This is a genomic window from Ureibacillus yapensis (assembly GCF_003515775.1).
In the GTDB taxonomy this organism is placed as follows: Bacteria; Bacillota; Bacilli; order Bacillales_A; family Planococcaceae; genus Ureibacillus; species Ureibacillus yapensis.
The window spans coordinates 29,067-52,223 of sequence record NZ_QWEI01000009.1; the positions used below are offsets into that span (position 1 = coordinate 29,067).

The 23,157-nt window shown below is 36.8% G+C and carries 28 protein-coding genes; 8 read left to right on the plus strand and 20 right to left on the minus strand.

What is annotated here, in order from left to right; translation table 11 throughout:
- Nucleotides 1–240: 240 nt before the first annotated feature.
- On the plus strand, nt 241–621 hold the full coding sequence (locus tag D1B33_RS14380) for a YmaF family protein (RefSeq protein WP_118877102.1): 381 nt from the start codon (nt 241–243) through the stop codon (nt 619–621).
- 220 nt (nt 622–841) lie between these two features.
- Here D1B33_RS14380 and D1B33_RS14385 read toward each other — a convergent pair whose 3' ends face one another.
- The 6 genes from D1B33_RS14385 to D1B33_RS14410 all read right to left on the minus strand — a co-directional run bounded on the left by D1B33_RS14385 (nt 842) and on the right by D1B33_RS14410 (nt 6,053).
- Nucleotides 842–1,480 (minus strand): ABC transporter ATP-binding protein, encoded by a 639-nt coding sequence (locus D1B33_RS14385; protein WP_118877103.1) that lies wholly within the window; start codon nt 1,478–1,480, stop codon nt 842–844.
- The gene (locus tag D1B33_RS14390) at nt 1,480–3,123 is read right to left on the minus strand and encodes an ABC transporter permease (protein WP_118877104.1); all 1,644 of its coding nucleotides are present in this window, start codon (nt 3,121–3,123) and stop codon (nt 1,480–1,482) included. Before D1B33_RS14390 ends, D1B33_RS14385 begins: the two co-directional genes overlap by 1 nt.
- Nucleotides 3,123–4,199 carry a Fe(3+) ABC transporter substrate-binding protein gene (locus D1B33_RS14395; RefSeq protein WP_118877105.1) on the minus strand — a complete coding sequence of 359 codons (1,077 nt, stop codon included), beginning with the start codon at nt 4,197–4,199 and terminating at the stop codon, nt 3,123–3,125. The genes D1B33_RS14390 and D1B33_RS14395 overlap by 1 nt, the downstream gene beginning before the upstream one ends.
- 375 nt (nt 4,200–4,574) lie before the next feature.
- On the minus strand, nt 4,575–4,898 hold the full coding sequence (locus D1B33_RS14400) for a hypothetical protein (protein WP_118877106.1): 324 nt from the start codon (nt 4,896–4,898) through the stop codon (nt 4,575–4,577).
- 200 nt (nt 4,899–5,098) lie between these two features.
- Nucleotides 5,099–5,467, minus strand: a complete 369-nt coding sequence (locus D1B33_RS14405; RefSeq protein WP_118877107.1) for a hypothetical protein — start codon at nt 5,465–5,467, stop codon at nt 5,099–5,101.
- A 196-nt stretch (nt 5,468–5,663) separates the two neighbouring features.
- The gene (locus D1B33_RS14410; protein ID WP_233549491.1) at nt 5,664–6,053 is read right to left on the minus strand and encodes a DUF1259 domain-containing protein; all 390 of its coding nucleotides are present in this window, start codon (nt 6,051–6,053) and stop codon (nt 5,664–5,666) included.
- Nucleotides 6,054–6,463: 410 nt separating this feature from the next.
- Between D1B33_RS14410 and D1B33_RS14415 the strand changes: the two genes are divergently transcribed.
- The 3 genes from D1B33_RS14415 to D1B33_RS14425 all read left to right on the plus strand — a co-directional run bounded on the left by D1B33_RS14415 (nt 6,464) and on the right by D1B33_RS14425 (nt 8,724).
- Complete coding sequence (locus D1B33_RS14415) at nt 6,464–7,018, plus strand: copper resistance CopC family protein (RefSeq protein ID WP_158582993.1); 555 nt, start codon at nt 6,464–6,466, stop codon at nt 7,016–7,018.
- Nucleotides 7,019–7,096: 78 nt separating this feature from the next.
- On the plus strand, nt 7,097–8,113 hold the full coding sequence (locus tag D1B33_RS14420) for a copper resistance D family protein (protein ID WP_158582994.1): 1,017 nt from the start codon (nt 7,097–7,099) through the stop codon (nt 8,111–8,113).
- A gap of 335 nt (nt 8,114–8,448) precedes the next feature.
- On the plus strand, nt 8,449–8,724 hold the full coding sequence (locus D1B33_RS14425) for a transporter (protein ID WP_199677426.1): 276 nt from the start codon (nt 8,449–8,451) through the stop codon (nt 8,722–8,724).
- Between the two features lie 310 nt (nt 8,725–9,034).
- Here D1B33_RS14425 and D1B33_RS14430 read toward each other — a convergent pair whose 3' ends face one another.
- Nucleotides 9,035–10,216: a macrolide family glycosyltransferase gene (locus D1B33_RS14430; protein ID WP_118877111.1), complete on the minus strand. Its 1,182-nt coding sequence runs from the start codon at nt 10,214–10,216 to the stop codon at nt 9,035–9,037.
- A 384-nt stretch (nt 10,217–10,600) separates the two neighbouring features.
- Between D1B33_RS14430 and D1B33_RS14435 the strand changes: the two genes are divergently transcribed.
- Entirely contained in the window at nt 10,601–11,164 is a 564-nt protein-coding gene (locus tag D1B33_RS14435; protein ID WP_199677427.1) for a cohesin, read from the plus strand.
- A gap of 299 nt (nt 11,165–11,463) precedes the next feature.
- On the opposite strand, the gene D1B33_RS14440 is transcribed toward D1B33_RS14435, so the two are convergent.
- The 3 genes from D1B33_RS14440 to D1B33_RS14450 all read right to left on the minus strand — a co-directional run bounded on the left by D1B33_RS14440 (nt 11,464) and on the right by D1B33_RS14450 (nt 13,422).
- Entirely contained in the window at nt 11,464–11,865 is a 402-nt protein-coding gene (locus D1B33_RS14440) for a bleomycin resistance protein (RefSeq protein WP_118877112.1), read from the minus strand.
- Between the two features lie 170 nt (nt 11,866–12,035).
- Nucleotides 12,036–12,476, minus strand: coding sequence for an ASCH domain-containing protein (locus tag D1B33_RS14445; RefSeq protein ID WP_118877113.1), 441 nt, complete (start codon nt 12,474–12,476; stop codon nt 12,036–12,038).
- Nucleotides 12,477–13,134: 658 nt separating this feature from the next.
- Nucleotides 13,135–13,422 (minus strand): hypothetical protein, encoded by a 288-nt coding sequence (locus tag D1B33_RS14450; protein ID WP_118877114.1) that lies wholly within the window; start codon nt 13,420–13,422, stop codon nt 13,135–13,137.
- A 236-nt stretch (nt 13,423–13,658) separates the two neighbouring features.
- Here D1B33_RS14450 and D1B33_RS14455 point away from each other — a divergent pair, with 236 nt between their 5' ends.
- The gene (locus D1B33_RS14455) at nt 13,659–14,654 is read left to right on the plus strand and encodes a DoxX family membrane protein (protein WP_118877115.1); all 996 of its coding nucleotides are present in this window, start codon (nt 13,659–13,661) and stop codon (nt 14,652–14,654) included.
- A gap of 75 nt (nt 14,655–14,729) precedes the next feature.
- Here the strand turns inward: D1B33_RS14455 and D1B33_RS14460 are convergent, their stop codons facing one another.
- The gene (locus D1B33_RS14460) at nt 14,730–15,296 is read right to left on the minus strand and encodes a DinB family protein (protein ID WP_118877116.1); all 567 of its coding nucleotides are present in this window, start codon (nt 15,294–15,296) and stop codon (nt 14,730–14,732) included.
- A gap of 73 nt (nt 15,297–15,369) precedes the next feature.
- On the opposite strand from D1B33_RS14460, the gene D1B33_RS14465 reads away from it, so the two are divergent.
- Nucleotides 15,370–15,555, plus strand: coding sequence for a hypothetical protein (locus tag D1B33_RS14465; RefSeq protein WP_118877117.1), 186 nt, complete (start codon nt 15,370–15,372; stop codon nt 15,553–15,555).
- 115 nt (nt 15,556–15,670) lie between these two features.
- Here the strand turns inward: D1B33_RS14465 and D1B33_RS14470 are convergent, their stop codons facing one another.
- The 9 genes from D1B33_RS14470 to D1B33_RS14505 all read right to left on the minus strand — a co-directional run bounded on the left by D1B33_RS14470 (nt 15,671) and on the right by D1B33_RS14505 (nt 21,671).
- Complete coding sequence (locus D1B33_RS14470; RefSeq protein ID WP_118877118.1) at nt 15,671–16,453, minus strand: arylamine N-acetyltransferase family protein; 783 nt, start codon at nt 16,451–16,453, stop codon at nt 15,671–15,673.
- A 126-nt stretch (nt 16,454–16,579) separates the two neighbouring features.
- Complete coding sequence (locus tag D1B33_RS14475) at nt 16,580–16,849, minus strand: hypothetical protein (RefSeq protein ID WP_118877119.1); 270 nt, start codon at nt 16,847–16,849, stop codon at nt 16,580–16,582.
- 176 nt (nt 16,850–17,025) lie between these two features.
- Nucleotides 17,026–17,529 (minus strand): GNAT family N-acetyltransferase, encoded by a 504-nt coding sequence (locus tag D1B33_RS14480; protein ID WP_118877120.1) that lies wholly within the window; start codon nt 17,527–17,529, stop codon nt 17,026–17,028.
- Between the two features lie 162 nt (nt 17,530–17,691).
- On the minus strand, nt 17,692–18,090 hold the full coding sequence (locus D1B33_RS14485; protein WP_118877121.1) for a VOC family protein: 399 nt from the start codon (nt 18,088–18,090) through the stop codon (nt 17,692–17,694).
- Between the two features lie 292 nt (nt 18,091–18,382).
- Nucleotides 18,383–18,529, minus strand: a complete 147-nt coding sequence (locus D1B33_RS18595; protein WP_199677428.1) for a hypothetical protein — start codon at nt 18,527–18,529, stop codon at nt 18,383–18,385.
- 289 nt (nt 18,530–18,818) lie between these two features.
- On the minus strand, nt 18,819–19,352 hold the full coding sequence (locus tag D1B33_RS14490; protein ID WP_233549492.1) for a YtxH domain-containing protein: 534 nt from the start codon (nt 19,350–19,352) through the stop codon (nt 18,819–18,821).
- Between the two features lie 209 nt (nt 19,353–19,561).
- The gene (locus D1B33_RS14495) at nt 19,562–20,545 is read right to left on the minus strand and encodes an MBL fold metallo-hydrolase (protein WP_118877225.1); all 984 of its coding nucleotides are present in this window, start codon (nt 20,543–20,545) and stop codon (nt 19,562–19,564) included.
- Nucleotides 20,546–20,896: 351 nt separating this feature from the next.
- Entirely contained in the window at nt 20,897–21,061 is a 165-nt protein-coding gene (locus tag D1B33_RS14500) for a multidrug transporter (protein ID WP_118877122.1), read from the minus strand.
- Nucleotides 21,062–21,308: 247 nt separating this feature from the next.
- Nucleotides 21,309–21,671, minus strand: a complete 363-nt coding sequence (locus D1B33_RS14505; RefSeq protein WP_118877123.1) for a Na-translocating system protein MpsC family protein — start codon at nt 21,669–21,671, stop codon at nt 21,309–21,311.
- Nucleotides 21,672–22,302: 631 nt separating this feature from the next.
- Between D1B33_RS14505 and nagB the strand changes: the two genes are divergently transcribed.
- Nucleotides 22,303–23,034 (plus strand): glucosamine-6-phosphate deaminase, encoded by a 732-nt coding sequence (gene nagB / locus D1B33_RS14510; RefSeq protein WP_118877124.1) that lies wholly within the window; start codon nt 22,303–22,305, stop codon nt 23,032–23,034.
- Nucleotides 23,035–23,157 lie beyond the last annotated feature (123 nt).

Here is a 23,157-nt window from a genome sequence, read left to right on the forward strand (position 1 = left end):
AAAATGATGATCTTTCAAACTTAACTCCAATACTTATAAATTCATATCAACACAAAATTTCCAATTTATCTATTTTAATTTTAATGCACTTGGTTTAGAAGAAACATCAGTATACTCCCAAGTCACGGATTGCTCCAGTCCTGGATTGCATTCCATTATCTCCCGCTTTCGGCATTATTCTAAAACCTTTTTCCTCCCTCATACATATAGTATAAAAAAAGCTAAAAAGGAGTTTATTTATTGGAAATCCCTGTTTCTGGTTTTATGGTTCATTCTGATGATTCCGATCCGATGCATTCCCACCAACTTCTTATTACACAGTGGGATGGAAGACCCGTGCCTGCCCATGTCCACGAATTCAGAGGTGTCACTTCTTTTAATGCAGGGCATAATCACAAGTATGCCGGAACTACAGAACCTGCCCCAAGCGGAGTACCACACACTCATAGATACTTTACTTTCACCTCGATAGATGATCGACATCAACATGAAATTCGCGGTGTTACTGGTCCCGCCATCCCTCTTCCTAATGGCGGTCATTATCATGAATTCAGCGGTTTTACTACTGTGGATGGTGCACATCCCCATAAACACAGTTATCGAGGAAACACAAGTCTATAATACGGTTATCTAGCTCGCTATTTATAAAAAGCTTTAATTTAAAACAAGTATAATTTATTTTAATCATTCTTAAACAACCCCTTTGGACTTCCAAAGGGGTTGCTTACTAAACATCATAAATTTATTGGCACCATAGAAAAACACCTAACTGTTTATTAGGTGTTTTCATAAGATGAAAGCTTCGCAGAACAATATTGGTGCAATCATTCGCCATATTCCCTTAACCCAGCACAACACTGCGATTGCATATCGCTGCAACATCATTTCGATCATGTGTCACTATAATACAAGTCATGTTGGCGTTATTCAAAATTACCCCAAGCTCTTCCCTGATTGCTTCTCTCAAGTCCGCATCCAAGTTACTGAATGGTTCATCCATCAACAAGATGCTGGGTTGCGGTGCAAGCGCTCTGGCAAGCGCAACCCTTTGCTGCTGCCCTCCACTCAATTCATGTGGGTAGCGATTGGAAAAGTTTTTCAACTGGACAAGATCCAACATTTCATCCAAACGCTGTTTTCTCTCATTTCGAGGCATCCGGGACAACCCGAAAAGTATATTATTTTTCACTGTCATATGAGGAAACAGAGCATAGTCTTGAAATACCATGCCTACTCCCCGTTCTTCTGGATGAAGGTAAACACCATCATTTACTACCGTCGTTCCTGCTACTTTTATGCTTCCTTTCAAGGGCATTTCCAAGCCGGCTATCAATCGAAGCAGTGTACTTTTTCCACTTCCGCTGCGCCCTAAAATCCCGACAATTTCACCCTGTTCCATGGAAAAGGAAAAATCCTTAATGACCGGATCTTCTTTTTTTGAATAGGAAAAAGCAAGTTTTTCAATCTCCAAGATACTCATTACTTCACCCTCTTACCTAACACTTGTATGATTACTACCGATAAAATACTAATCCCAATAATCAAAAGCGATGAAATCGAAGCCTCATAAATTTGCTCATCATGTGCATATTGATAGGTCTTTGTTGCCAGTGTTTCAAAATTGAAAGGTCTCAGCAACAAAGCCAATGGCAGTTCCTTGCAAATTTCAACAAACGTCAATACAAAGCCGCTCATTAAAGCTCCTTTTATTAAAGGCAACTCGACTTTAAAAAACGTTTTTGTAACACTTAAGCCAAGCATTCTGGAAGCTTCCGTATATTTCATGCCTATTTTCTCATAACCTACCTCTATTGCATTAAATCCTGTTGCCATAAAACGTATAAAATAACCAGCAACCAACATTACTAAAGATAAACTTAAAATAAGCGGCGCTTCCCCAAGCCCCATACTCTTGTATATCGGTGCAAGCCATTGATCAAGGGAAATAAAGAGCGCCAATACACCGATTGCGATAATGGGCCCCGGAATCGAATATCCCGAAGTAATAACTTTTGAAACGGCGAAGGAAAAGGTTGAGTGAGAACGGCAAACATTAGCCGCAACCAATGAAAATATCAGAATAATCAATGTAGCGATCACTGCCAAAAACACCGTTTGATAAATCAAAGTGAAAAATGAAGATTCCCACACCTTAGTAAAGGTCATTTTTGCCCATGTAATCAGCTGAATAAAGGGGATAAGGAAACTTATCAGAAATATGGCACCGCAGTAAATGAAAGCCCCTATTCCTTTCATTCCTTTCAGTTTGACGGGAACAAGAGGCCTTGATTTATTATTGAGATGATACCGTTTTCTCTGTCTTAGCAATTTTTCAAGGAAGAAAACGCCCATAATAATAACCATTAACCACGCAGCAAGCCTCATTGCGGAATTCACGTCATACATCCCGAACCATGTTTGAAAAATGGCGGTTGCAATCGTATGGATACCCAAAAGGCTTGTTACCCCATAGTCCCCCAGCACTTCGAATATGACAAGGACCGTCCCCCCCACAATCGCCGGCCTTGCAAGAGGCAGAACTATTTTAAAAAAGATGGCGCTTGGTTTCTGCCCTAACAATCTTGCATTTTCTATGTAGGATGTACTTTGACTTTCAAGGAATGCTCTTGTAATCATATAAACATAGGGAAATAAAAACATAGTGAAAATGAATACTGCTCCCCTGATTCCGGAAATGGACAACAATTCCGGATTAATCTGGTAATTATATTCATTTCTTAAGGTTGATTGAATGATACCCGTATACCCTAACATCGTCCGATAAGTATAGGCCGCAATAAAAGTTGGTATTGCAAGCGGCAACAATAAACCATGGCGGAAAAACTTTCTAAGCGGAAAATCATACGCGGCAATCAGCCAAGCCAAACTAACACCTAGAAAAGCTGTAAAAGTTCCGGTGAGTCCAACAAGCAAGAGTGTGTTTGCTACATAATTGCTTAGCAAGTACTGACGTATATGAATCCAGTTTTCATTGGGTTCTTGAAATATTGTGGAGAAAATAAAAAGGATAGGCAGTAGAATGACTACTGCCCCAACCAAGCTGATGATCCACCAACCATTTAGTTCTTTTTTTAGATTTCGTTTCATTAAATCCAGTTTCATTACTTCCAACCTGTTTTATTAAAGATTTCGATTGCCTTTTTATTATGCTCTCCTAAAGTATCGAAATTCAATTCTTGCATTTTAAATTCTCCCCAACTCTCCAGCAATTCCGGTTTTTGTGCTTGCGGATTTACAGGGAACTCAAAATTATTGGCAGCCAAGAATTCCTGAGCTTCAACACCTGTAATATACTCGATCAGCTTTGTAGCATTTTCTTTATTCTTGCTATGCTTCGTCAACCCAATACCACTGATGTTTACATGCGTCCCGTTTGTTTCTTGGTTCGGGAAGAAGACGCCAATGCTGTCAGCAACTTTTACCTCTTCCGGATCTTCGGAATTTGCAAGCAGGCCTACATAGTAGGTATTCATGATGGCAATATCCCCAGTACCGGCAGCAATCGCTTTTGCTTGATCGCGGTCTCCTCCATCCGGCTGGCGAGCAAAATTATTTACGATTCCTTGTGCCCACTGTTCCGCTTGTTCTTCACCGTTCAGTTCAATAAATGAAGCAAGTAAAGATTGGTTATATAGACTTGTTGAAGAGCGTACCAATAATCTGCCCTTCCATTTCTCATTTGTTAAATCTTCATATGTAGACAATTCCTCAGGCGACACCCGTTCTTTTGAATAGGCAATGATACGTGCTCTTGTTCCCATCCCAATCCAGTTATTTTCTGCATCACGAAGGTTTTCAGGTACATTTTCATTAATAATTTCGGAAGATACTGGTTGGAAGATGCCGTTTTGTTTAGCATTTGCCAGAACACCACCATCCACAGTGATAAATAAATCCGCTTCTGTACTTTCCCCTTCACGTTTTAATCGTTCAATAAGTTCTTCCGCTTCCCCTTTAACAACATTTACTTTAATGCCTGTTTCTTCCGTAAACTTTTTATAGATTTCGTCATCAGCATCATAATGCCTTGCAGTATAAATATTAACTTCTTGATTTTCTGCTTTTTGAGGACCAGATGCTTCCTCCTCGGTTGTTGTCTTTTGTGCGCTGCAACCGGCCAACCCAATAGCAAGAGCTGCACTGACCAAGAAAGGTTTAAATAATTTTGGAAATTTCATTTTACTAATCTCTCCTTCTATTCAATTTTGATATTCGACCAACAACGATTATGATAATCATTATCAATTAGCTAAAAGTAATTTTACTTTCTGCCGAGTAATGTGTCAACAGCTTTTCTGAAAATTCAACCTTCCATTATATATATATTTATTTATATGCATTAAAAAGAACAGTTAAAAAAAGCCTTATGGGAGATGCAAATCCACAAGGCTTAGTCCTTTGCAGCCAGGCTCAATTAAATTCAGTCACCAAGATACACTCTAGTATAAGTAATAGTAAGAATTCCATTTGACAGAATTTGATGCTCCAAAAATATGTTCAACAAAAGAACTATAGTTCCTCTTCATTAACGCTCACTTTGAAAATTCATATTATTACCGATTTTCCCTTCTGCGTCTTCTTTCTCGATGATTTTCGATATATTGAACGTTCCGGGACTTCTCGTTTCTCTCATCTTTCTTTTTATCGCCACTTGTTAGCTCTTTCAACATTTTCAAAGCAGCTCTAAATTCTTCATGCGACATTTTGTTCGTGGCAAGCATCGAGCATAGATATGCGTATGCAATCGATGTAGTATCAACAATTACGTTAACATTTACATCCACATCCGAGTTTCCGCTTTCGCCTATATGGGACTTGGCAAGATCCATCTCCCAAACTTTATTGCTATTATCGTTTCTATTGCGGTGTTCGCTCATCTCCGCCCTCCTTTATGCAAAAAAAGATGGGATAGTTTTCATCCTCCCATCCCACCCTTTGCTCCTAATCAAATACGCCTTGGCGTATTAGCGCCTAGATTTTATCGAGCTGGCTCGATAAATTCCCTCTAAAAAATCTGTGGCATCCGCCGGAGGCTTTAACTTCATTCAGTTGGGGTTTGACCCCCAACTGGATAAAGTTAAATTTCGAATCGTTGGTTTTGGTTTTGGCGTTGGCGTTGGTTTGCATTAGCTTCTGCATCAGCGTCTGCTTCAGAATCAGAATCAGAATCAGCCTCGGCGCGTACACGTGAATTGGAATCAGAATCAACATTGATATCTAAATCAACGCGAGCGTTTCCACTGTTTGTGACTCGTGCAATGTTGGTATTTCTGTCTACGACGTTTGTGTCGACATCATTATCCACTTCATTTCTTGCTCTTGCCTCATTGTCGATGTCGATTTCATTTTCATTTTCATTTTCATTTTCAGCATTGGCACGAACTCGGAATTCAGATTGATTGTTTCCGTTGTCACGATTTCTTCTGTTTCGCCATACTCTACTCATGTTCTTCACCTCTCTCTCTTTCGTTCTGCTCATAGTGTATTCATTTGCTTAAAGGAGAATATAGACGAATGTAATAGTCAGAAGAACTATTGGTCAATAAATTTATAGTCCTCCTCTGCAACAAAAAAATATACCCTCAGGGTGTCAATAGAGTCCACAATATTTCAAGAGAATGGTTATAAAAAACGCCCCTCATCTATTTGTCAAAAAATCTAAGACGTGCTTCTTTTGCTGCCTCAAAACTTCTTCTCGTAAATTCAAACGGATCCATTTCAACATTCTCCCAATGCATATACATTAACCTTGGTTCATCAAACAGCCAGTGGTTATGAAAGGCAGTTACTTTAAGTCCTCTTTTTCTCAATGCATCGAGCATTGGATTAATTTCTCTTTCAAGGAGCACCGTTTCACCCAGATTAAGACCATTATTCTCAAAAGACAACATAAATGGAAGTGCTAATGGAGAAATCGTGCGACGCCCTAAGATCGTTGCTCGAATATCCCGAAGACGCATAATTACACAAACAGGGGTAGATTGAACTACTTCGCCACCGATAATATCTGCAAGTTTTTGACAAGTTGACAAAATTATTCCTCCTTCCTGCATTATCTAATACAGTTTATGAGGGATATGCAAGATTTGTTAGGCAGATTGTATGTAGGCATCGATATAATAATAAAAAAAAGAGAAATAAATTAACCCCAAAGGTTTAACACTTTTAATGATAGTGATGATCATCTTTCACTATATTCTTATCTGTTATAAAAATTGCATCCACATTCTTCTCGCTATATCTTCGTCATATATTCAACAAACACTATTGGAGGAAGTTGACCAAAAAATATTATAATTTATGACAAATACGTGACATCGCTTGAATGGGAACTATTTCTCAATTACGTTAAGGGAGGCTACTTCAATCAGTTTTATATGAAAATCATGAACTGATTGAATACTAAAAATCTTTTTATCACAAAGGTTCAGGAGGGTTTATTTTGAAACGATTTACTATAGCTGCAGCAGCAGTCTTACTGGCAACAACTATTTCACACACCGCTTTTGCTCATTCCAACCTGGGTGCGTCCAACCCGGCAGATGGAGAGGTCGTCGCGGAGCCATTAAATGAAATTACCCTTGAATTTGAAGGACAAATTGAACAAGGCAGTTTCATTGAGGTTACAACAACTTCAGGACAAGCTGTTGAAATCCAAGATATTACTATTGGAGAAGGCACTTTAACAGGTACCGTTGCGGAGCCTCTTCCAAATGGCGATTATAGTGTAAACTGGAGTATCATTAGTGCAGATGGCCACCCATTGGAAGGTGATTTCTCGTTTAAAGTGGATGTCCCGGTGACGGAAGCTGAAGAAGTTTCAGAGGAAGCGGCTGAAGCATCAGAAACAACGGGGACAGCAGAAGAAACAACAGAGGCCAACAACCAAACAACTGAAGCCGAAGAAGAATCCTCTTCTGGTGCTACAATCCTGATTGTTGTCCTTGTTATTGCCATTTTGGCAGGCGGGATTTTCTTCTTTAAAAAAAGGAAATAATCAATGGAAATTCTAGTGATTATTAGTCAGGTACTGTTATATCTATGCTTTTCGGTTTTAGCAGGAAGTTTTCTTCTTATGCTTGTTCCACGCCACTATCGTCCCGAACTAAACATTCCAAAGAGCTTATTGTTGCTCAGTGCAATTGGAATCCCTATTTTTGCCTTTATACCGGTTTGGGATATTATTTTATTTATTGCTCCACGATTAGGTTTAATGGAGTCGATAAAAATAGTTTTGACAACCTATACAGCCGGTACTGCGTGGGACTTTACCCTGCTTGTTTCAATCGTATTGGTTCTCTTGATTATCTTTACTAAGTCCACCGAAAAGACCCTTTTCGCTTATTTGGGCGCGTTACTGACATTTGGATCTATATTTACGGTTGCTTGGTCTAGCCATGCCGGTGCACTTAATCCTCAAATCGGCATCATCAGCGACTTTATTCATTTAGTTGCTGTGAGCATTTGGGTTGGGGTTCTGCTTATAATGGGCTGGTTTTCCAACAATCATGAGAATTGGCTCAAATTTTTAAGCTGGTTTTCTATCGTTGCTTTTAGCTGTTTAAGCGCTACGGCTCTTAGTGGGTTATTTATGATGGATGTGATCGTGGATGGCTATATCGACTCATGGATGGTTTCCTATGGCCAAGGTTTATTGTTGAAGCACCTATTCATGCTGCCGCTTCTTTTTTATGCATTAGTAAACGGGCTGATCGTAAAATATAAAATAAGTAAAAATGCCAGCTTTAATCCAACTCCATGGATTCGTCTGGAAAGCTTTATCTTATTTGCAATATTTACGATTACAGCGATCTTTTCACAACAACCACCGCCTCATGGGAATTATTTAACAAATGAAGCCATATCGCCTTTGTTCCGCTTTTTCAATGATGCACCCATTGATATCAACAGTACGGTTGGTTTTGTGGTCAATTCAAATACGGTCATCTTCTTTTTCTTAACCGTATTGCTTTTGGGATTAATGGTATTATCTTTTTTCCGAAAAGCGCCAATTTTATTGTCTTTCCTTTTCAGCTGCTTATTGGTGGCAAGTATTTTTACCATGTTAATGGTGACAATAGTAGTTCGCTAAAACGAGAATGGCTCAGTTAATGAGCCTTCTCGTTTTTATTTTGCTGAATCCAAATAATTAAACAGATTCAGATAATCGGTTGGCTTAATCGATAAGTTCGATATTAATCATTGCATCAATCACCATTTTGTACAGTTCTTCGCAATCTTGTAAAATATAATTCTGCTGAATGTCCCTAAATAATGCATGCCTCTGAAGCAATTGGCGCGGAATAAAGGTATTGCTCCAACTAGTCCAGATTTTCAACATATTGTTTCGGACAATCCAGTTAAAGAACCCCTTTACTTCTTTTCTACATATAATGTCTAGGAATTAACTTAAAGGAGTGAAAATACATGGGTTTTTTCCAACCCGAGGGAACAATGGCACCGCAATTCCCTCCCCCACCTTTTGTACCGTCAAAACCTTCTGTTTCATATATCATTGATTGTATCTATCAAAACACTTATGTATGGCTTAGAAATGGGGACCAATTCTGGTTTTATCCAACTCGCGTCGAGTATGGCGAAGTATCTGGATATCGATGGAATGGGGCCTTCTGGCAATTTTATGGAATTGATCCGAGATTTATAGATGCTGTTGCCTGCCCTCCTGTCCCAACATTATACTAAAATCGCATAAGCCTTAACTCACATCTCTTAAGATGAGGATTTTCTATTCTGCAAAAAAGGCATTAAAAACCGATCAGTTTTTGGCATTTTTTATACACTTTAAATAGAAGTAGGCGCTGCTCCTTTTCCATAGGATAGCGCCTTATTGTACAATATGAACTCACGATAAATAAAACATTCATCTACATAGGCCTCTGTTTTTTCCACTCCCTTCTTCATGCAGTTACCAAAACCCAACGCTACTATAATAACCTATTTCCCTGCCCGAAAAATTATGTCGTACATCGAAAAGTATAGACAATGACAAAGGTTAAGAGCGCTCCTCAATCTTAGCCATAATCACATCGGCCGCTTCTGCCGCACCGCCGGCATTCCGGAAGGTTTTTGACAGTTTCTGTGCATTATCGTAATACGAAAGGTCCGCCAGTATCTCAGCAACCGCTGCCGCCAAATCGTTTGGCTTCTTTCCTTTTAGCTGCACTCCTGCACCTAGCTCGGCAACTCGATCAGCCACGATCCTTTGTTCGCTATGTTGTGGAAATAAAACCATGGGGACGCCAAAATACAGGCTTTCATTCACACTATTCATGCCACAATGGGTGATAAATACATCTGTAGCCTGTAATACCGATATCTGATCCACGGAGTTTTTCACCGTGAAATTTTCTGGTATGTTGCCAAGTGAAGAAACCTCGGTCTGTTCTCCTACTGACATCACAACCTCATAGCCCGTATTTGCAAAAGCTTGAATGGCGCTCCGGTAAAAATTTCGATTTTGATTTAATACAGTTCCAAGGGAAATATAGACAACCGTTTTATCTTTTTTGTCATTCACTATTGGCGAAGTCTGCCTGATGGATGGTCCCACAAAGGCATATCGTTCAGAAAAAGTATGTACCAGCGGCTGGAATTCTTTCGAAGTGTAAACAATGGTGTCCGTCTCGTTATCATTTTGAACAATCTCTACAAAATTCTCCACGTCATAACCATGATTTTGAAGCAACTTCATTTTTTTATGAATTCTTGGCATACCGACAATCATTCTCCATATTTCCATGAAGTTCCGCTTCATCAGTTTGGCTGTATATTGATTAAAGGCAAAGGAAGTAGTCGAGCAAATATATGGGATATCAAGTTTCTTGGCAAATAGTTTTCCCCAAAAACATAAAGAGTCGGATACAATACAATCCGGCTGAATTTCCCTTAATTCCTTACAAACCTTTTCATCCAAAGCAATGGTCGTATCGGCAATCATTTCAATTAAAGCCGCAAAATCTTTGCCAACTTTCCGATCCAGTACTTTTTGTGAAACGTTGGGCAAAAATTCATCGCATGCAATAAATGCAGCACCAGAGCCTTTTATTTTTTCCTGAAATTCCAAAAAGGAATAATACCAAACTTTATGGCCTCTATTCACTAACTCCGTTACCACCGGGATGGTTGGATTGGTATGACCGTGTGCAGGTATGGAAAAAAATACGATTTTGCTCATCTTGATTCATCTCCCATAGATTTGCTTTTTGGATTAAATATGATAAATTGTTATATAATCCCACTTTTATCATCAACATTAATCTTAACATAAAAGAATCGTTATTATTTCACGCTAAAATAATCCTTTATTGCGCTAAAAAGAGCGCTGACCTCTTCTCAAGGATAGCGCCCAATTTTTGAATAGCATGACTGGTACTATTATCGATTTTATTTTCGCAAAACACATTATTTCTTGACATAATTATTCCCTACTCCTCTCATATTAAGTACTAAAGGAGATGAACATATGTCAATATTCGATCATAAGAAAAATCGCCAATCAAACAAAGGTCAATCAAACCAATCCAATCAAGGGAATCCTATAGGATCTTTATTAAAGAATTTGGAAGAGATTGCAAAAGAATTTCTCCCAACTCTTAATCAAACGAACAATTCTTCTAATAAACCAGCTACTAAGCCTTCGACAAACAATAAAACAACAAGTGTTGAGGAAATTGCAAAAGAATTTCTACCTCAGGGCCAAGCTTCAAAGAGCGGCAACACTGCAAGCATGACAAATGCCGGAAGTTCAAAAGCTATCGAAGAAATTGCAAAGGAATTTCTTCCTCAAGACCAAACAAGAAAAAGCGGCAACACTACAAATACGGCTAAAGCTGGAAGTTCAAAGGCTATCGAAGAAATTGCAAAGGAATTTCTTCCTAACAGTCAACTAAGCAAAAACTCAAATGGTGCAATTACAAATACAATGACATCACAACCGAAGAGCCAGGAAGAAATTGCAAAAGAATTTACCTCTTCCAAAGGCCAAACATTTAAGCATGATAATGGATCAAGTGCTGCAAATTTTGGAAATCAGAAACCGAAAAGCCAAGCAGAAATCGCGAAAGAATTTACCCCTGCAAAGGGCCAACCAAGTAAGCATGATAATGGATCAACGCTCCACTAATAAAGGTAATCCAATTTCTTGAGAACCATGTTAAAAATAAAAAGAATTTCATCCTAAAAAAACCTTGTCCAAAAGCTGCCAACCTCTGTCGGCTTTTGGGCATTGAATATATATCTTGTCAATTTGCCCTGTTCATGAGGATTGAGCACTATTTATTATTAAAGGAAGGCCTCGTCAACGGCATAAGATAAGAAACGCCACGCTACACTAGCTAATTCAACGACTGTGCCGATTAGTAACTTTCAATTTTGTTAAGAGTGATAAAAGCATGTGTTCTTCATCGAAATATAACTAGGGAATTAACTACTACTTTCTTGTGAAAATCTTAATAAATAACCATCTGGGTCTTGAACGAGAAATTCAAGTTCTTTTATTAAGTTGTGCTTACTTTTATATTCATTAACAGTAGGTTCCCTAAATAGCAAAAATTCATTTTGTATTAGCCTCTCTACAATGGGCTGTATATCATTAGTCAGTATTTGAAAGTTAATGCCTCTGCCGAAAGGATATTCTAACACCCCTGTATTCCAAAATCCATTAACTTCTTCAATCATGATTTGCGCTCCATTAAGTGATAGAAAGGCAAATTTATCATCAGTTCTCTCATATTCTAATTGAAATCCAATTATCTCTATGTAAAACCACTTCGACTTTTTTATATCCTTAACAGATAATTCTGGTATTAGGGCATTGAATTTCATTCTCTTTACTCCCTTAAGCTATATTTTAGAGAAGGTAATACTTATTTCTAAATTAAAATAAGCGCTCTCCCCAATCAAGGACAACGCCGATTGTTGAAATTTAATAAACTTCTATTAACTATAAGTTATCAAATCTAATCTGCCCTAAGACTTTAAAGTTAATTAACTAGTTATTTTGAATATACTTTTTCAAACCGTTCACATACAACTAACATATTTGGTGAAAATTCCATATTATATTCTTTTAATAAATCGGTAAAAAACTTTTCATGTGCATCCCACCAAAATCGATAATCTCCTTCACCTTCTGCTAAAGCATATTCCTCTGTTACCTCATTCATCGGAACAACTTCGACGGAGTGGATTTGAATGACTGCGACGGGTTCTTCCTGTCCATCTAAAACAATATAATATTCACCAGCTTGAGGTATAGCTTCTTTTTCTAGTTCATAAAACACAAAACCTGAAGTTGTCGCTGTCTTCTTTCCTTCTACAACTAAATCGGCTAACCAATCAGCAGAAACTCCAAATTGAAAAGCATCTTTGAATTTAATCCCTTCCTTATGATTTTCTGCACAAAAATCAATCCAAAATTGTTGTACCTTATTCATACTTCATCCTCCAATTAATTATTTCCTCTATTAACCTTCATCTGATAAGATTCCCTTAAAGATGGCATTCCACATAGGTGGTATAAATACTCTTACAATCAAAGCACACTTGAATAAAACTACAGAAGATATTACAAAACATGGTGAATTAATAATAAAAGATTACATAAATCCTGCCATAGAACTTTGAAGTTTCTTCGAGGTGAATGACTGTCCTCGTGGTTTGATAGGTAGGCTGGTATGTAAGCAATCCACAGGCAGAAGAGCCATAAAACCTAAAACACTTCCTGTTTTTCGCTTATCGATCACCAGCATCCCCTCTATTTTAGTTAATGGAAATATCATAACAGCCGCAAATAAATTGTATGCCTAATTTATTTGAATTTTCAATAAGAAGTATGATAATCACAGAATATAAGGTATGATAAAGTATAAAGAAAAGGAGGAGAGATGCTGATGTTCGATCAAGCTGCGTATTTTATCTTAGAAACCCTGTTAGTTCTAACGGTTGTGGTTGTTGTGTTTGGAATTCCTTTAGGTGATGTATTGCTTAGAAAAAAATAAAACTGCATCCGAATGGGTGCAGTTTTCTTATATCTTTCAGTGCATTGTTTTCGAAAAGATTCCCCTTTTCCGAATAAACTACGCTGGCATCAAACTAATAATAGACTATCTTTTTTTCTTTTAATTGAGGATTTGTGATTACTTTAGCTTTAGCAATCCCTCTCCTAAAACTTACATTGTTTAACCATTCCACAAGTGCATCTGCGTCATAATTAGGGTAAATTTTTTTGCCATTTTCCAAAGTCCAATACTCTGTATTTTTTTCTTCATTAAAAATCCACTCCAGGAAGTCTTCCTGAATACAGGTGATCTTCCTCCCTACTTTTGTTGAACAAGAAACATATTGAATAAAATCATCCCCAAAGTCGATTTTTATAATCATAAGTATTTCAACTCCTAAAAGCTCGTTGCTGTTTATTTCAGAATTGTCCTGATTGTGGACTTAATGTTGTCCACAACAAATCATTTTTCATAAATCCTTTTCAAATTCATGGATATTCCCCTATAAAGCCTTTTATAATGGGCTTTTTTCGTCTTTTTACAAAACGCCAACATAATCGCCGGTTTCTTAAGGAATAATAATTTTTAAGCATTATTCAAAAGGGGTGCTATTGTTCATTGAAGAAAAGTAATATTATATTATTATTTGCATTATTTTGTATTACACCAATCATTGCAAAGGCGCATGTAAAATGGTTTACGCAGAAAGAGCCTGAAAAGATTCCGATTGAACAAATCCTTTCAATAGAATTTATCGTGTTATCTTTATTAATCGCTCTATTCTTAGCGTTATTATCTCAATTCATACCACAGTTAATGAAGATTCCCGGTGTCGCCACAATTGATAAGAAATTGGATGAATATCGGAAATACTCTCGATTGATTCTTCAGTACGGTACTGCAGCCTCATTTATTTTGCAAGTAGTTAATGGAACAATGTTTGCCCCTGAGTTCACGATCCATCATGGATGGCAAACGGTATTGATGTGGGCAATTATCGTTCTGCTGTTAATACCGCATCATATCGCAACGAAAATAGCTTCTGTATTAATGCTTGGTTTATTTCTTTATATTTGGAGTTATTCCGGTTGGTTTCATATGCTGGATTATGGGTTTTACCTTGCCATTATTGGCGTGTTATTGGTGGGAAGAACGAGATGGGAGACGGCAGGATTTCCCTTTCTTTACCTCGGAACAGGTTTAAGTTTATGTTGGGTTGCAGTAGAAAAATGGGTTTATCCTTTTATGACAATCGATATTATTCATCGCCATCAAGTCCCTACTTTTGGCTTTCCGCCGGAACTATTCATTGTTCTGTCGGCCTTCATCGAATTCGTCGTTGGTTACCTATTGGTTGTTGGTATTCTCAACCGTTTATTGGCTGTTGCCGTCACCATTTTATTTGTTCTGACAACGATGATTTTCGGCTACACCGAAGTAGTGGGACATGCGATGATTCATATTGTTTTACTCATATTTATTATCGAGGGAATATCCTTTTATCATCCCCCAGTTAAAATGCATAAGACCCGATTGGACCAGATGATCTTTGTTTTCCTAAACTTTTTATTTGTGCTAAGCACATTTTTGTTGATTTATTATCGATTCGCATAAAAAATTTTACTGATATTCCATACTTTTAGCAAAACCCCCTTTTATGGGGTTTTTTTAATGATAAACGCACTTCCCTTATTCAGTTTCCTTTTTTATAGTTTCAAGATCCCTTTGAATGATCCTAAAATGATGTGCTTCATGTATTGCCAAAAGTTGAACGGCTTGAATGAGATTGGGGTAATTTGCCATAGGATCCAAAAAGACGATATGTCCTGCGATTTCTTCATCAATATTCTCCACTAGTTTTGATAATTCCTTCGTTTCATCAATTAGAAGACAATTCAATTCCTTAAAGTCCATCGTATGACAAATTTTCTTTGGTGGATTCAGAATAAATGGCGCCTTCATACCTCTCCCGCGTTTTTCTTTATACTCTCCATAAATATCATTTATATCACGGTCAAATGGCTTGTTCTTCATCCTTCGCGCATAAAACTTGGCACATGGTATCGTTATGATCGCTGCAACTCTCAGCATTTTCGCCATCAAATATAAGTGATAAATTGACTCTCCGATAGACCATTTTTCTTCATTCGGTCTTTCCCATAATTGTGCCATTGATAAGTATTCAAGTTCAGAAACAAGACTGTCTCTTTGTTGCCTTAGCGTTAGGAAGTGATTTCTCATGCTCTGAGATTTCATAGTGAACCTCCACCTTAATGGATTTATTTCAGATTAATGTTCATACTAATTGAAATGCAAAGGAGGATTTTATATGCCCAATCGCCATCATTCAGTCCCGCCTAAATACCAAGTGAATGAATACAATATTGAGGAAGATACATACGGCATACTTAAAAAAGCAATGGAAGTGGATACAGATGTCAATGAAGACCCCAATCGGGAAAGACTATTAGATGAATCAGTTGATGCTTTTTTAAAATCGAAAGATGAACAATAATCCTTTTCATATATCCATATTAACCCAATTTTACCACATTAATATGATAAGTCCTTATAACAATTTCACCAACGCTAAAAGGGCCTCATTATGTTTAGCATTTTCCTCATATGATTTATTGTTTAATATCAAAATGCTGTTTTAATAGCTCTTTGTATCTTGGGGTGTCAATTTCTTCTTTTGTAACGAGTCCATCAACCCACTGTGTAAATGAAGTATTTGTTAAGGTTACATTCCCTTCATCTGTAAGCCGTGTGATTAAAGGATGCTTGTTAAATGAAGATTCTGGGTGCTCAGCGATAACCGTTTGAATTTCGTTAAATTCCGAGATATCGTAAATAGGCTTCCGAGAATCAAAGGCATAGCCTATTTTCCACTCTGTATCCTTATGCTTTAATTTCATCTCAAGAATATAGTCTCCATGTTCACTATTCACTTTCTTGATTCGAAATTCCCCATTATCGGAGGTTACAGCCTCTCCGTTTAAAGGAACCGGTTTTAATGGCAAATTTCCTCCAAAGCCCGTATCTATTAAGTATTTTTCATTGTTGTGAGTTATAAGAATGGTTACATGCGTTCGTCCAAGTGTAAGATAACTTTGAGCAGCATGATTATAAACCACTCCGCGCGCCAGGGCTGCATTAAATCCATTTTCGATCAGGAAAAGATAAAAAATCGAATTCAACTCATAACAAAGGCCGCCTTCATTTTTTTCTAGTATTTTATTGGTTAAGTTTTCTGTCGTAATTTCACGTTTTTTATTGTCAATAATACATAAATTTTCAAAAGGAATGGCTTTTGCCGATTTTTCAAGAATAATCTCCAATGTTTCAAATGTTATAACTTCGTTTTCAGGAAACCCGATTCTTTTACGAAATAAATCATTCAATTCACTCATTCATATTCCCTCCAATAAGCCTTCAACGGTTTGTATAATTTACTACTTCTATTTTAAAATTTCATTCCCTGCTTCATTGATCCAAAATTCTGTCCCCGTTTATTAAAAAAGAAATCTCTTATGCCCCTATTCCTCAATATTCAGCATCTTGTAGTAAGAAAAAACGAGAGTCATAAGACCAACGGCAAAAAGTATGCTGCCAGCTGCCAAGAAATTATTCGTGTTTGCTCTCACCATGATTTCATACAAAGATGTGTCCGCAAAACCACCTTGTCCCAATAACCAGCGATCAGCTAGTTTTGCTCCAATATTAGCGCTGAAAAAAAGAAATATAAGCCCTGTTGCACCTAACAATGAACCTAAAGCATATAATCCTTTTAACTTATCTTTTTTCATCTCATATCCCCTTAATGAAATTTTCCTGTTCTGCTATCCTATGATTGCTTTTGTAACCATTCAACACAATTTAACATATCCATCCATCTAGATAATAGGAATATTCCCCTATACACTCGATATATAAAGAAAGGGCGCAATTTCTCAAGAATCGCGCCCGGTTTCTTTACTAACAATTAAATATATAAAATCATAAAATCTACATCAAAGTAGGTATTGTTTTCCAACTTCAATCCTTTCTTCTCTGTACCAAAAACTTCAAACCCCAATAATGAATACAGTTTTTTTGCTGATTCATTAGTCGAAACAACCGCTAAATATACCTGTTCCAAATCTTCTATACTTTTTGCTTTCTTTATTGCCTTTTCCATTAAAGCCTTACCGATTCCTGAACCCCTTTTGGAGGGAGAAACGTACATTGCTCCAATATGTGCTCTATGCTGCAGTTTATTTAAATTTTCTTGATATAAAGTTATAATTCCAACTAGTTCTCCCTGATCAAAAGCTCCATAGGTAAAAGAGGAATTCGATTGAAGCTTGTTCTGAAATTCCTCTATTGATAAGTCCCTTTCTTCTCCATAGCTCGATGCGAATGCTTCAGGTGTATTTTTTAAAGATTCCAGTCTAATGCTACGATATTTTTCTGCATCTTCAAACGAAGATAAAATCCTAATTTCCACAGCCTTTCTCCTTTACCCAATAACTCTCTTTGTTAAATTTTATAATTAAATAAGTATTTATTGTTAAACCAATTCACTTTACAACTTAAGAGTGTCAATAAAATAGACCGATTCCAGAGAAAAACGCTTTCCCTAAGCGCCCTATTGCTGAACAAGCAAAATTTATTTTGGAAGATTAAGTTGCCATGAAACACCGAACCGGTCATTTAGCCAACCGAACTTTTCGCTGAACCCATAATCATTCAATGGCATAAGTGCTTGTCCACCTTCATTTAGTTTCTCATAAAGTTGGTCAATCTCCTCTTCAGTATCACAAGTAACAAAAATAGAAAATGACGGAGTAAACGAAAATTGATGTTTTACATTACTGTCGATGCACATAAATTCTTGTCCTTTTAAGGTAAAGGTAGCTTGCATTACGGTTCCTTCATCTCCAGATTCATTAGCACCATATCTAACTATCTTTGTAATTTCTGAATCCTCGATCAGTGATGTATAAAATTGCATTGCTTCTTCTGCCATGCCATCCTGAAACATTAAGAAAGGTGTTATCTTTTCCATATAATCGACTCCTATCTAATATTTTCTTGAGTTTATCACATAAACTAATAAAGAATTTTTTTCGACTTAATATTTAACAAGAAATCACGGTCGACTTTCTATATTGAACCTTCTTTATTATTCCAGAAAATAGCCAACTTCATGAAGAAAGACGCTTTCCCTCTTTCAGAAAAGCGTCCTATAATTGAATAATTATAAATAAGTTCTTACTCCTAAAATCACTTACTAACGCTCCCCTTAGTTAAAAAAGAAAGCCTGTTTATTAGTTTTTGGAGAATAACCCGACTCCAATTCAATTCTTATAAAGAAATTCAACGAATGAATAAATTAAAGAAATAAAGGGCAGCGCAACAAAAAAGAAAAACCAAAAGAAATCTCCATTTCTTACATTAATCATCGGATGTTTAATTTCTTTTTTTATTTTTGCACCAATCTCCATTACTATCACTCCTTTCCTGACAGACTTATCTATTTTTTAAAAATTTTACTTATCGTATAACGAAAACTGTAGTAAAGGATATACTCTTTCTTAAAGGAAAGCAACCTATTTATTCACAAAATTAAACTGGAATTTTTGGGAATTTCTTTACAAGTCCGCTTTCCTGTTCCACTAATTTGACCTCTTCCCTAAAAAAGGCACAATTCCTTTTCAAGAATTGCGCCCGATTGTGGAAGTTCATTGGATATATGGTTGATCAAAGTGTACCGCACTCCATAACTATTCAAGCCTATTGTCCCGGCACTTTACTAGGCGTAATACCAGCAGAGACCTGAGGGACGGAAGAATCCTTATTATAGGAACCGCTGCTTTGTCCATTGCTGCCATCCAGCACTTCTTCTCCAGCTTCTTTCACTTTTCCACCGATATCTTTTAAATCAGTAGAGGCTTCTTTGGCACTGGAAAGAATCTCACTTGACTCTTCCTTTACCTGATTAACTGGCTCAAGAATGTTCTCATTCACTTTTGCATAAAGGTTTTGAGCATCGTTGATTGCTTCTTTCAGAACAGAAGAAGCAGATTTCATTCGCTCTTGTAAGTCATTTTTCACTTCTGTAGGATTGTTTCTGACCTGGCTGTACATATCCATTGTAGATTCTTTCATGTTTTTTGTTTTGGACGTTACTTTGTTTCTAGTGTTTGAATCAAGCATTGCAATAGCACCACCAATTACAGCACCCATTACAACACCCTTTAAAAGCTTTCCATTTTTTTCGTTTTCTTTAGTTCTCGATTTATTCATATAGGTAGCAGTTTGTGTCATAAATAATTCCTCCTGTATGTTTAGTGAATTTGTTATCTTTCTCTTTTAGTGCCCTATATTTTTTTCATTTAAACTATTTGAGCAATTCTCTTTTACAATTTTTCTCTTTACGTGGCCCTTTTCTGAAAAACAAAATTTTCCTCTATAAATTTTATGAAGATAGCGATAATGCAACGCGTCATTTTCATCGCTGCTCTTGTTGCTTATGGTTATACGAAGGGATTTTGTGATTTCCAATCTTTTGGCTTTATATCTTTATTCAACCATTCCTTTTCAGGGGCTTTGTACGGCGTAAGGGCGACTAAATGGTTATTGTGCCAGCTTGCTGCTCCTGAACGAATCATTTCATCAAGCAGGATTGGAATAAACTCTTCTGCCTGAAGCTGAAAAGAATAACGTGCGAAATCTTGAAACCAGCCACATTGCAGTAGGTAGGAATTGATTTCTTCCTTTGCCAATCCGTTTTTCATGATTAATGTGAATGCAAAAATCCTCTTGCACGCATGCCATGAAACTTTATCCGGACTATTGAGCCACTTATCGAGCCGTTTCCTGGCAGAATCGATAGAGCCAAGCGGATCGTCTATTTGAGGTCCATGTCCCGAATAAACCTTCCTGATCCGGAGCCTAGCCAGTCGATCCAAACTTTCAATTGAGCGTTGTATGGAAGCTACACCTTCCCGGAAATTATTTAACCATCCGACATCATTTTTATGAAATAAATCTCCGCAAACTAATATCTCTTTACCAGGTTCATAGAGACAAATATGTCCCAACGTATGCCCTGCTGTATGCAGCACTTTTAAAGTTCCGCTTCCCGTAGCAATCTCATCATTATCCGAAAGCTTTCTATCTACTCGATAAGGTTCAACAGGCTGATCTAACCATTCTGAACAGCAGGCCTCCGAATCACAAGAGTTTATTATATCGGCATCCCATCTATGAGCAGCAATCCGAACCCCAACATTTTTTTGAAAATGAAAATTGCCGCCAACATGATCGCTATGATAGTGCGTATTTACAATAAGGTGCAATTCTTCCGGTGAGACTCCTGCTTTTCTAATTAATTGCTCGGTTTCTTCTGCATCACTTCCAAAGCCAGTATCAATCAGTATAGGAAGCTTATCCTTAATGAGAACCATATTTGCGCTAGGAAACTTCCTTTCAAAAAAGATAATATTAGATTCCTTCATATACCCTTCCCCCTGAAAAAAATAATGGTCTCCAACTTCAGAAACCGTGCCTGTTTGCTTAACAAATAACAAACAACTCTTCTCCACAAACCTGCCCAATCCTGCTCTCATTTCATTTTTAATTTCCCCATAATTACTAGATTTTCAATTGAGCCGACAGTAGTAGGACATTTTACTCTTATTCCCTATTTGTGCATTTTGCTACAATCAATTAATATTCTTCGAACTTATAAATGATTCTCGGGGTATGGAGTGAACGTAATGATTTTTCCCTAAAGCTTATCGTTTACAGATAAAAAAATCCCCGCTTTCTAAAAGCAGGGATCTTTGGCGTTTAAAGAACATCCTCAATTAAGAGGATGAATAATTATTTTTCCGTAGCATTTCACGATTTTTATCTATTATTTCTTTATTTTTTGCGATTGTTTCCTTTATATTCGGGTGCATTTTTTTATTGTTCGTTTCAGGAATATTTTTAAAGTTTTTAACTATTTGTGGTAGTGTCTTCTTCTCCATAATATTTTAATCCTCCTGCATGACCTTTCTCTTGTATAATTGATCGAATCGAAATAATTTATGTAATCCCCAACATCTAATAGATTTTTATGCCGTTCCCTACCACACTAACATTGTAGTTCACGTACCATCAGTTATAGCTCCTCTTCACACCTATAAAGGATTGTAGTTGTAGTTCTATTTCATTTTGTAACTTCCTTTATTTTTTGAAACGATTCTAGAGAAATGATACCATTCAATTGCCACATCATAATTTACTTTGCAAATCCTCCGAAAACTTAAAGATCATGATGCGTTCCCCAGTTATTGTACTCACATCGGTATGAAAACTTACCACTTCTATACCTGTTATGGTTAATAGGGCTTCTTTTATTTCTTCCACCCCTGATTCCACCAAACTATTTCGCATTTGTTTTATTGATAATAGACCTTCTTTTTCTTGGCATACTGAATATTCAGCAGGTGTTAAGACCCCTTTTAACACAACAACCACCATATCGCGCAAGATATCAGATTTAACCGACACGGAACCGCGCCCAAGATAATTTTTCTCCCAATGAGTCAACACTTTACTGATTTCAGCTTCAAGAACACCTTTTGTCTTATCCATAATGACTCCCTTTTCTTGCCTTCCACATTTATTCGGCATACATTTAATTTCGGATTTTCCTCTATAGTCTGTATCCTTTAGTTTTTGACTATGAGCTAAAAATATACTTCTTACTATATGGAACAATATGAGGTAAGTCTTGATTTTTGAGCGGAAAAATATTTTTAAAATAAAAAAACCGACAATTAAAAGCGAATGGCCTAAAATGAAGAAACCATTATACTTTAAAAATTGCCGGTTTACTTTTAACTAACCTAATCTAGGTTCTTTAAATAGTCTACCTTTTATTTACAATTGTATTCCAGATTCCTATTTGTCTTTCGATTTATAATCAATGTTAAGAATAGTGACTATCAAACTAAAAGTAATAGAAAACGGATAAAACTCTATCTAATAATAAAATTCTATTATTTAGTTAACTCTCTGTCAAGGACAAGATAATTAATTTTAAGCACCCTTTACTTTAAGCAGATTCCTTCATCAATTAGTTCAGATTCATCATAAATTCAATCCATAGTATCGGAGACTGTGATTTCACCGCCTTGCGTTTAGTTTGACGCAGAAAACGAAAAAAAATTATACTAGTAATAGTAATAGAATAAAATTCAACTGCTATGTAAGGAGATAGATAATGAGGATTATCAAAGTAAAAGATTATGATGAACTAAGTAGAGAAGCTTGCAATTTTGTATTAAATAATATGACTCAAAACGAAAAACTCGTATTAGGTCTTGCAACAGGTTCAACGCCTGAAGGGCTTTATTCAAATTTAGTTGAAAGCTTCAAGCAAGGCAAAGCCTCTTTTAAAAATGTCATATCATTCAATTTAGACGAATATGTAGGTTTAAAAGCCGAAGATCCGCAAAGCTATCGTCATTATATGAATGAGAAACTATTCAGCCATGTAGATATTCTTGACGAGAATGCACATGTACCAAACGGTGCTTCAATAAATATCGAACAGGAATGCAAGGATTATGAAAAATTAATCGAGGACTCAGGAAAAATCGATGTTCAGATTTTAGGTTTAGGTTTAAATGGGCACATTGGTTTCAATGAACCGGGTACCCCGTTCTCTAGCAGAACGCATATTGTTGATTTAAACGAATCGACACGCGAAGCCAATTCAAGATTTTTCCATTCAATTGAGGAAGTTCCCACGAAAGCTGTAACGATGGGGATTGAAACGATTATGGAAAGCAAAAAAATCTTATTGCTCGTTTCTGGGAAAAACAAAGCTGAAGCAGTGGCAAAACTAATGAACGGCGATGTATCCACGAAGTTTCCAGCTTCTGTTTTGAAACAACACAAGAACGTAACCGTCATTGCTGATGAAGATGCGTTGTCCGAATTAAAAATCTAATCGTCCGTTTATTATTAATAGGAAAACTCGAGGTTTAAACTTTAATTTGTATTTCATCTGATATTTCCCACAAAACAACTTTAGTTGAGTTGTATTCTTCATCCTTTATTCCCCTCCTTCTTT

Bases quoted from the DNA above. Each gene is read 5' to 3' on its own strand.
- D1B33_RS14385 (WP_118877103.1), bottom strand. From the start codon at position 1,480: ATGAGTATCTTGGAGATTGAAAAACTTGCTTTTTCCTATTCAAAAAAA.
- D1B33_RS14390 (WP_118877104.1), bottom strand. From the start codon at position 3,123: ATGAAACTGGATTTAATGAAACGAAATCTAAAAAAAGAACTAAATGGT.
- D1B33_RS14395 (WP_118877105.1), bottom strand. From the start codon at position 4,199: ATGAAATTTCCAAAATTATTTAAACCTTTCTTGGTCAGTGCAGCTCTT.
- D1B33_RS14400 (WP_118877106.1), bottom strand. From the start codon at position 4,898: ATGAGCGAACACCGCAATAGAAACGATAATAGCAATAAAGTTTGGGAG.
- D1B33_RS14405 (WP_118877107.1), bottom strand. From the start codon at position 5,467: ATGAGTAGAGTATGGCGAAACAGAAGAAATCGTGACAACGGAAACAAT.
- D1B33_RS14420 (WP_158582994.1), top strand. From the start codon at position 7,097: ATGCTTGTTCCACGCCACTATCGTCCCGAACTAAACATTCCAAAGAGC.
- D1B33_RS14425 (WP_199677426.1), top strand. From the start codon at position 8,449: ATGGGTTTTTTCCAACCCGAGGGAACAATGGCACCGCAATTCCCTCCC.
- D1B33_RS14430 (WP_118877111.1), bottom strand. From the start codon at position 10,216: ATGAGCAAAATCGTATTTTTTTCCATACCTGCACACGGTCATACCAAT.
- D1B33_RS14440 (WP_118877112.1), bottom strand. From the start codon at position 11,865: ATGAAATTCAATGCCCTAATACCAGAATTATCTGTTAAGGATATAAAA.
- D1B33_RS14445 (WP_118877113.1), bottom strand. From the start codon at position 12,476: ATGAATAAGGTACAACAATTTTGGATTGATTTTTGTGCAGAAAATCAT.
- D1B33_RS14450 (WP_118877114.1), bottom strand. From the start codon at position 13,422: ATGATTATAAAAATCGACTTTGGGGATGATTTTATTCAATATGTTTCT.
- D1B33_RS14460 (WP_118877116.1), bottom strand. From the start codon at position 15,296: ATGAAATCTCAGAGCATGAGAAATCACTTCCTAACGCTAAGGCAACAA.
- D1B33_RS14465 (WP_118877117.1), top strand. From the start codon at position 15,370: ATGCCCAATCGCCATCATTCAGTCCCGCCTAAATACCAAGTGAATGAA.
- D1B33_RS14470 (WP_118877118.1), bottom strand. From the start codon at position 16,453: ATGAGTGAATTGAATGATTTATTTCGTAAAAGAATCGGGTTTCCTGAA.
- D1B33_RS14475 (WP_118877119.1), bottom strand. From the start codon at position 16,849: ATGAAAAAAGATAAGTTAAAAGGATTATATGCTTTAGGTTCATTGTTA.
- D1B33_RS14485 (WP_118877121.1), bottom strand. From the start codon at position 18,090: ATGGAAAAGATAACACCTTTCTTAATGTTTCAGGATGGCATGGCAGAA.
- D1B33_RS18595 (WP_199677428.1), bottom strand. From the start codon at position 18,529: ATGGAGATTGGTGCAAAAATAAAAAAAGAAATTAAACATCCGATGATT.
- D1B33_RS14490 (WP_233549492.1), bottom strand. From the start codon at position 19,352: ATGACACAAACTGCTACCTATATGAATAAATCGAGAACTAAAGAAAAC.
- D1B33_RS14495 (WP_118877225.1), bottom strand. From the start codon at position 20,545: ATGAAGGAATCTAATATTATCTTTTTTGAAAGGAAGTTTCCTAGCGCA.
- D1B33_RS14500 (WP_118877122.1), bottom strand. From the start codon at position 21,061: ATGGAGAAGAAGACACTACCACAAATAGTTAAAAACTTTAAAAATATT.
- D1B33_RS14505 (WP_118877123.1), bottom strand. From the start codon at position 21,671: ATGGATAAGACAAAAGGTGTTCTTGAAGCTGAAATCAGTAAAGTGTTG.
- nagB (WP_118877124.1), top strand. From the start codon at position 22,303: ATGAGGATTATCAAAGTAAAAGATTATGATGAACTAAGTAGAGAAGCT.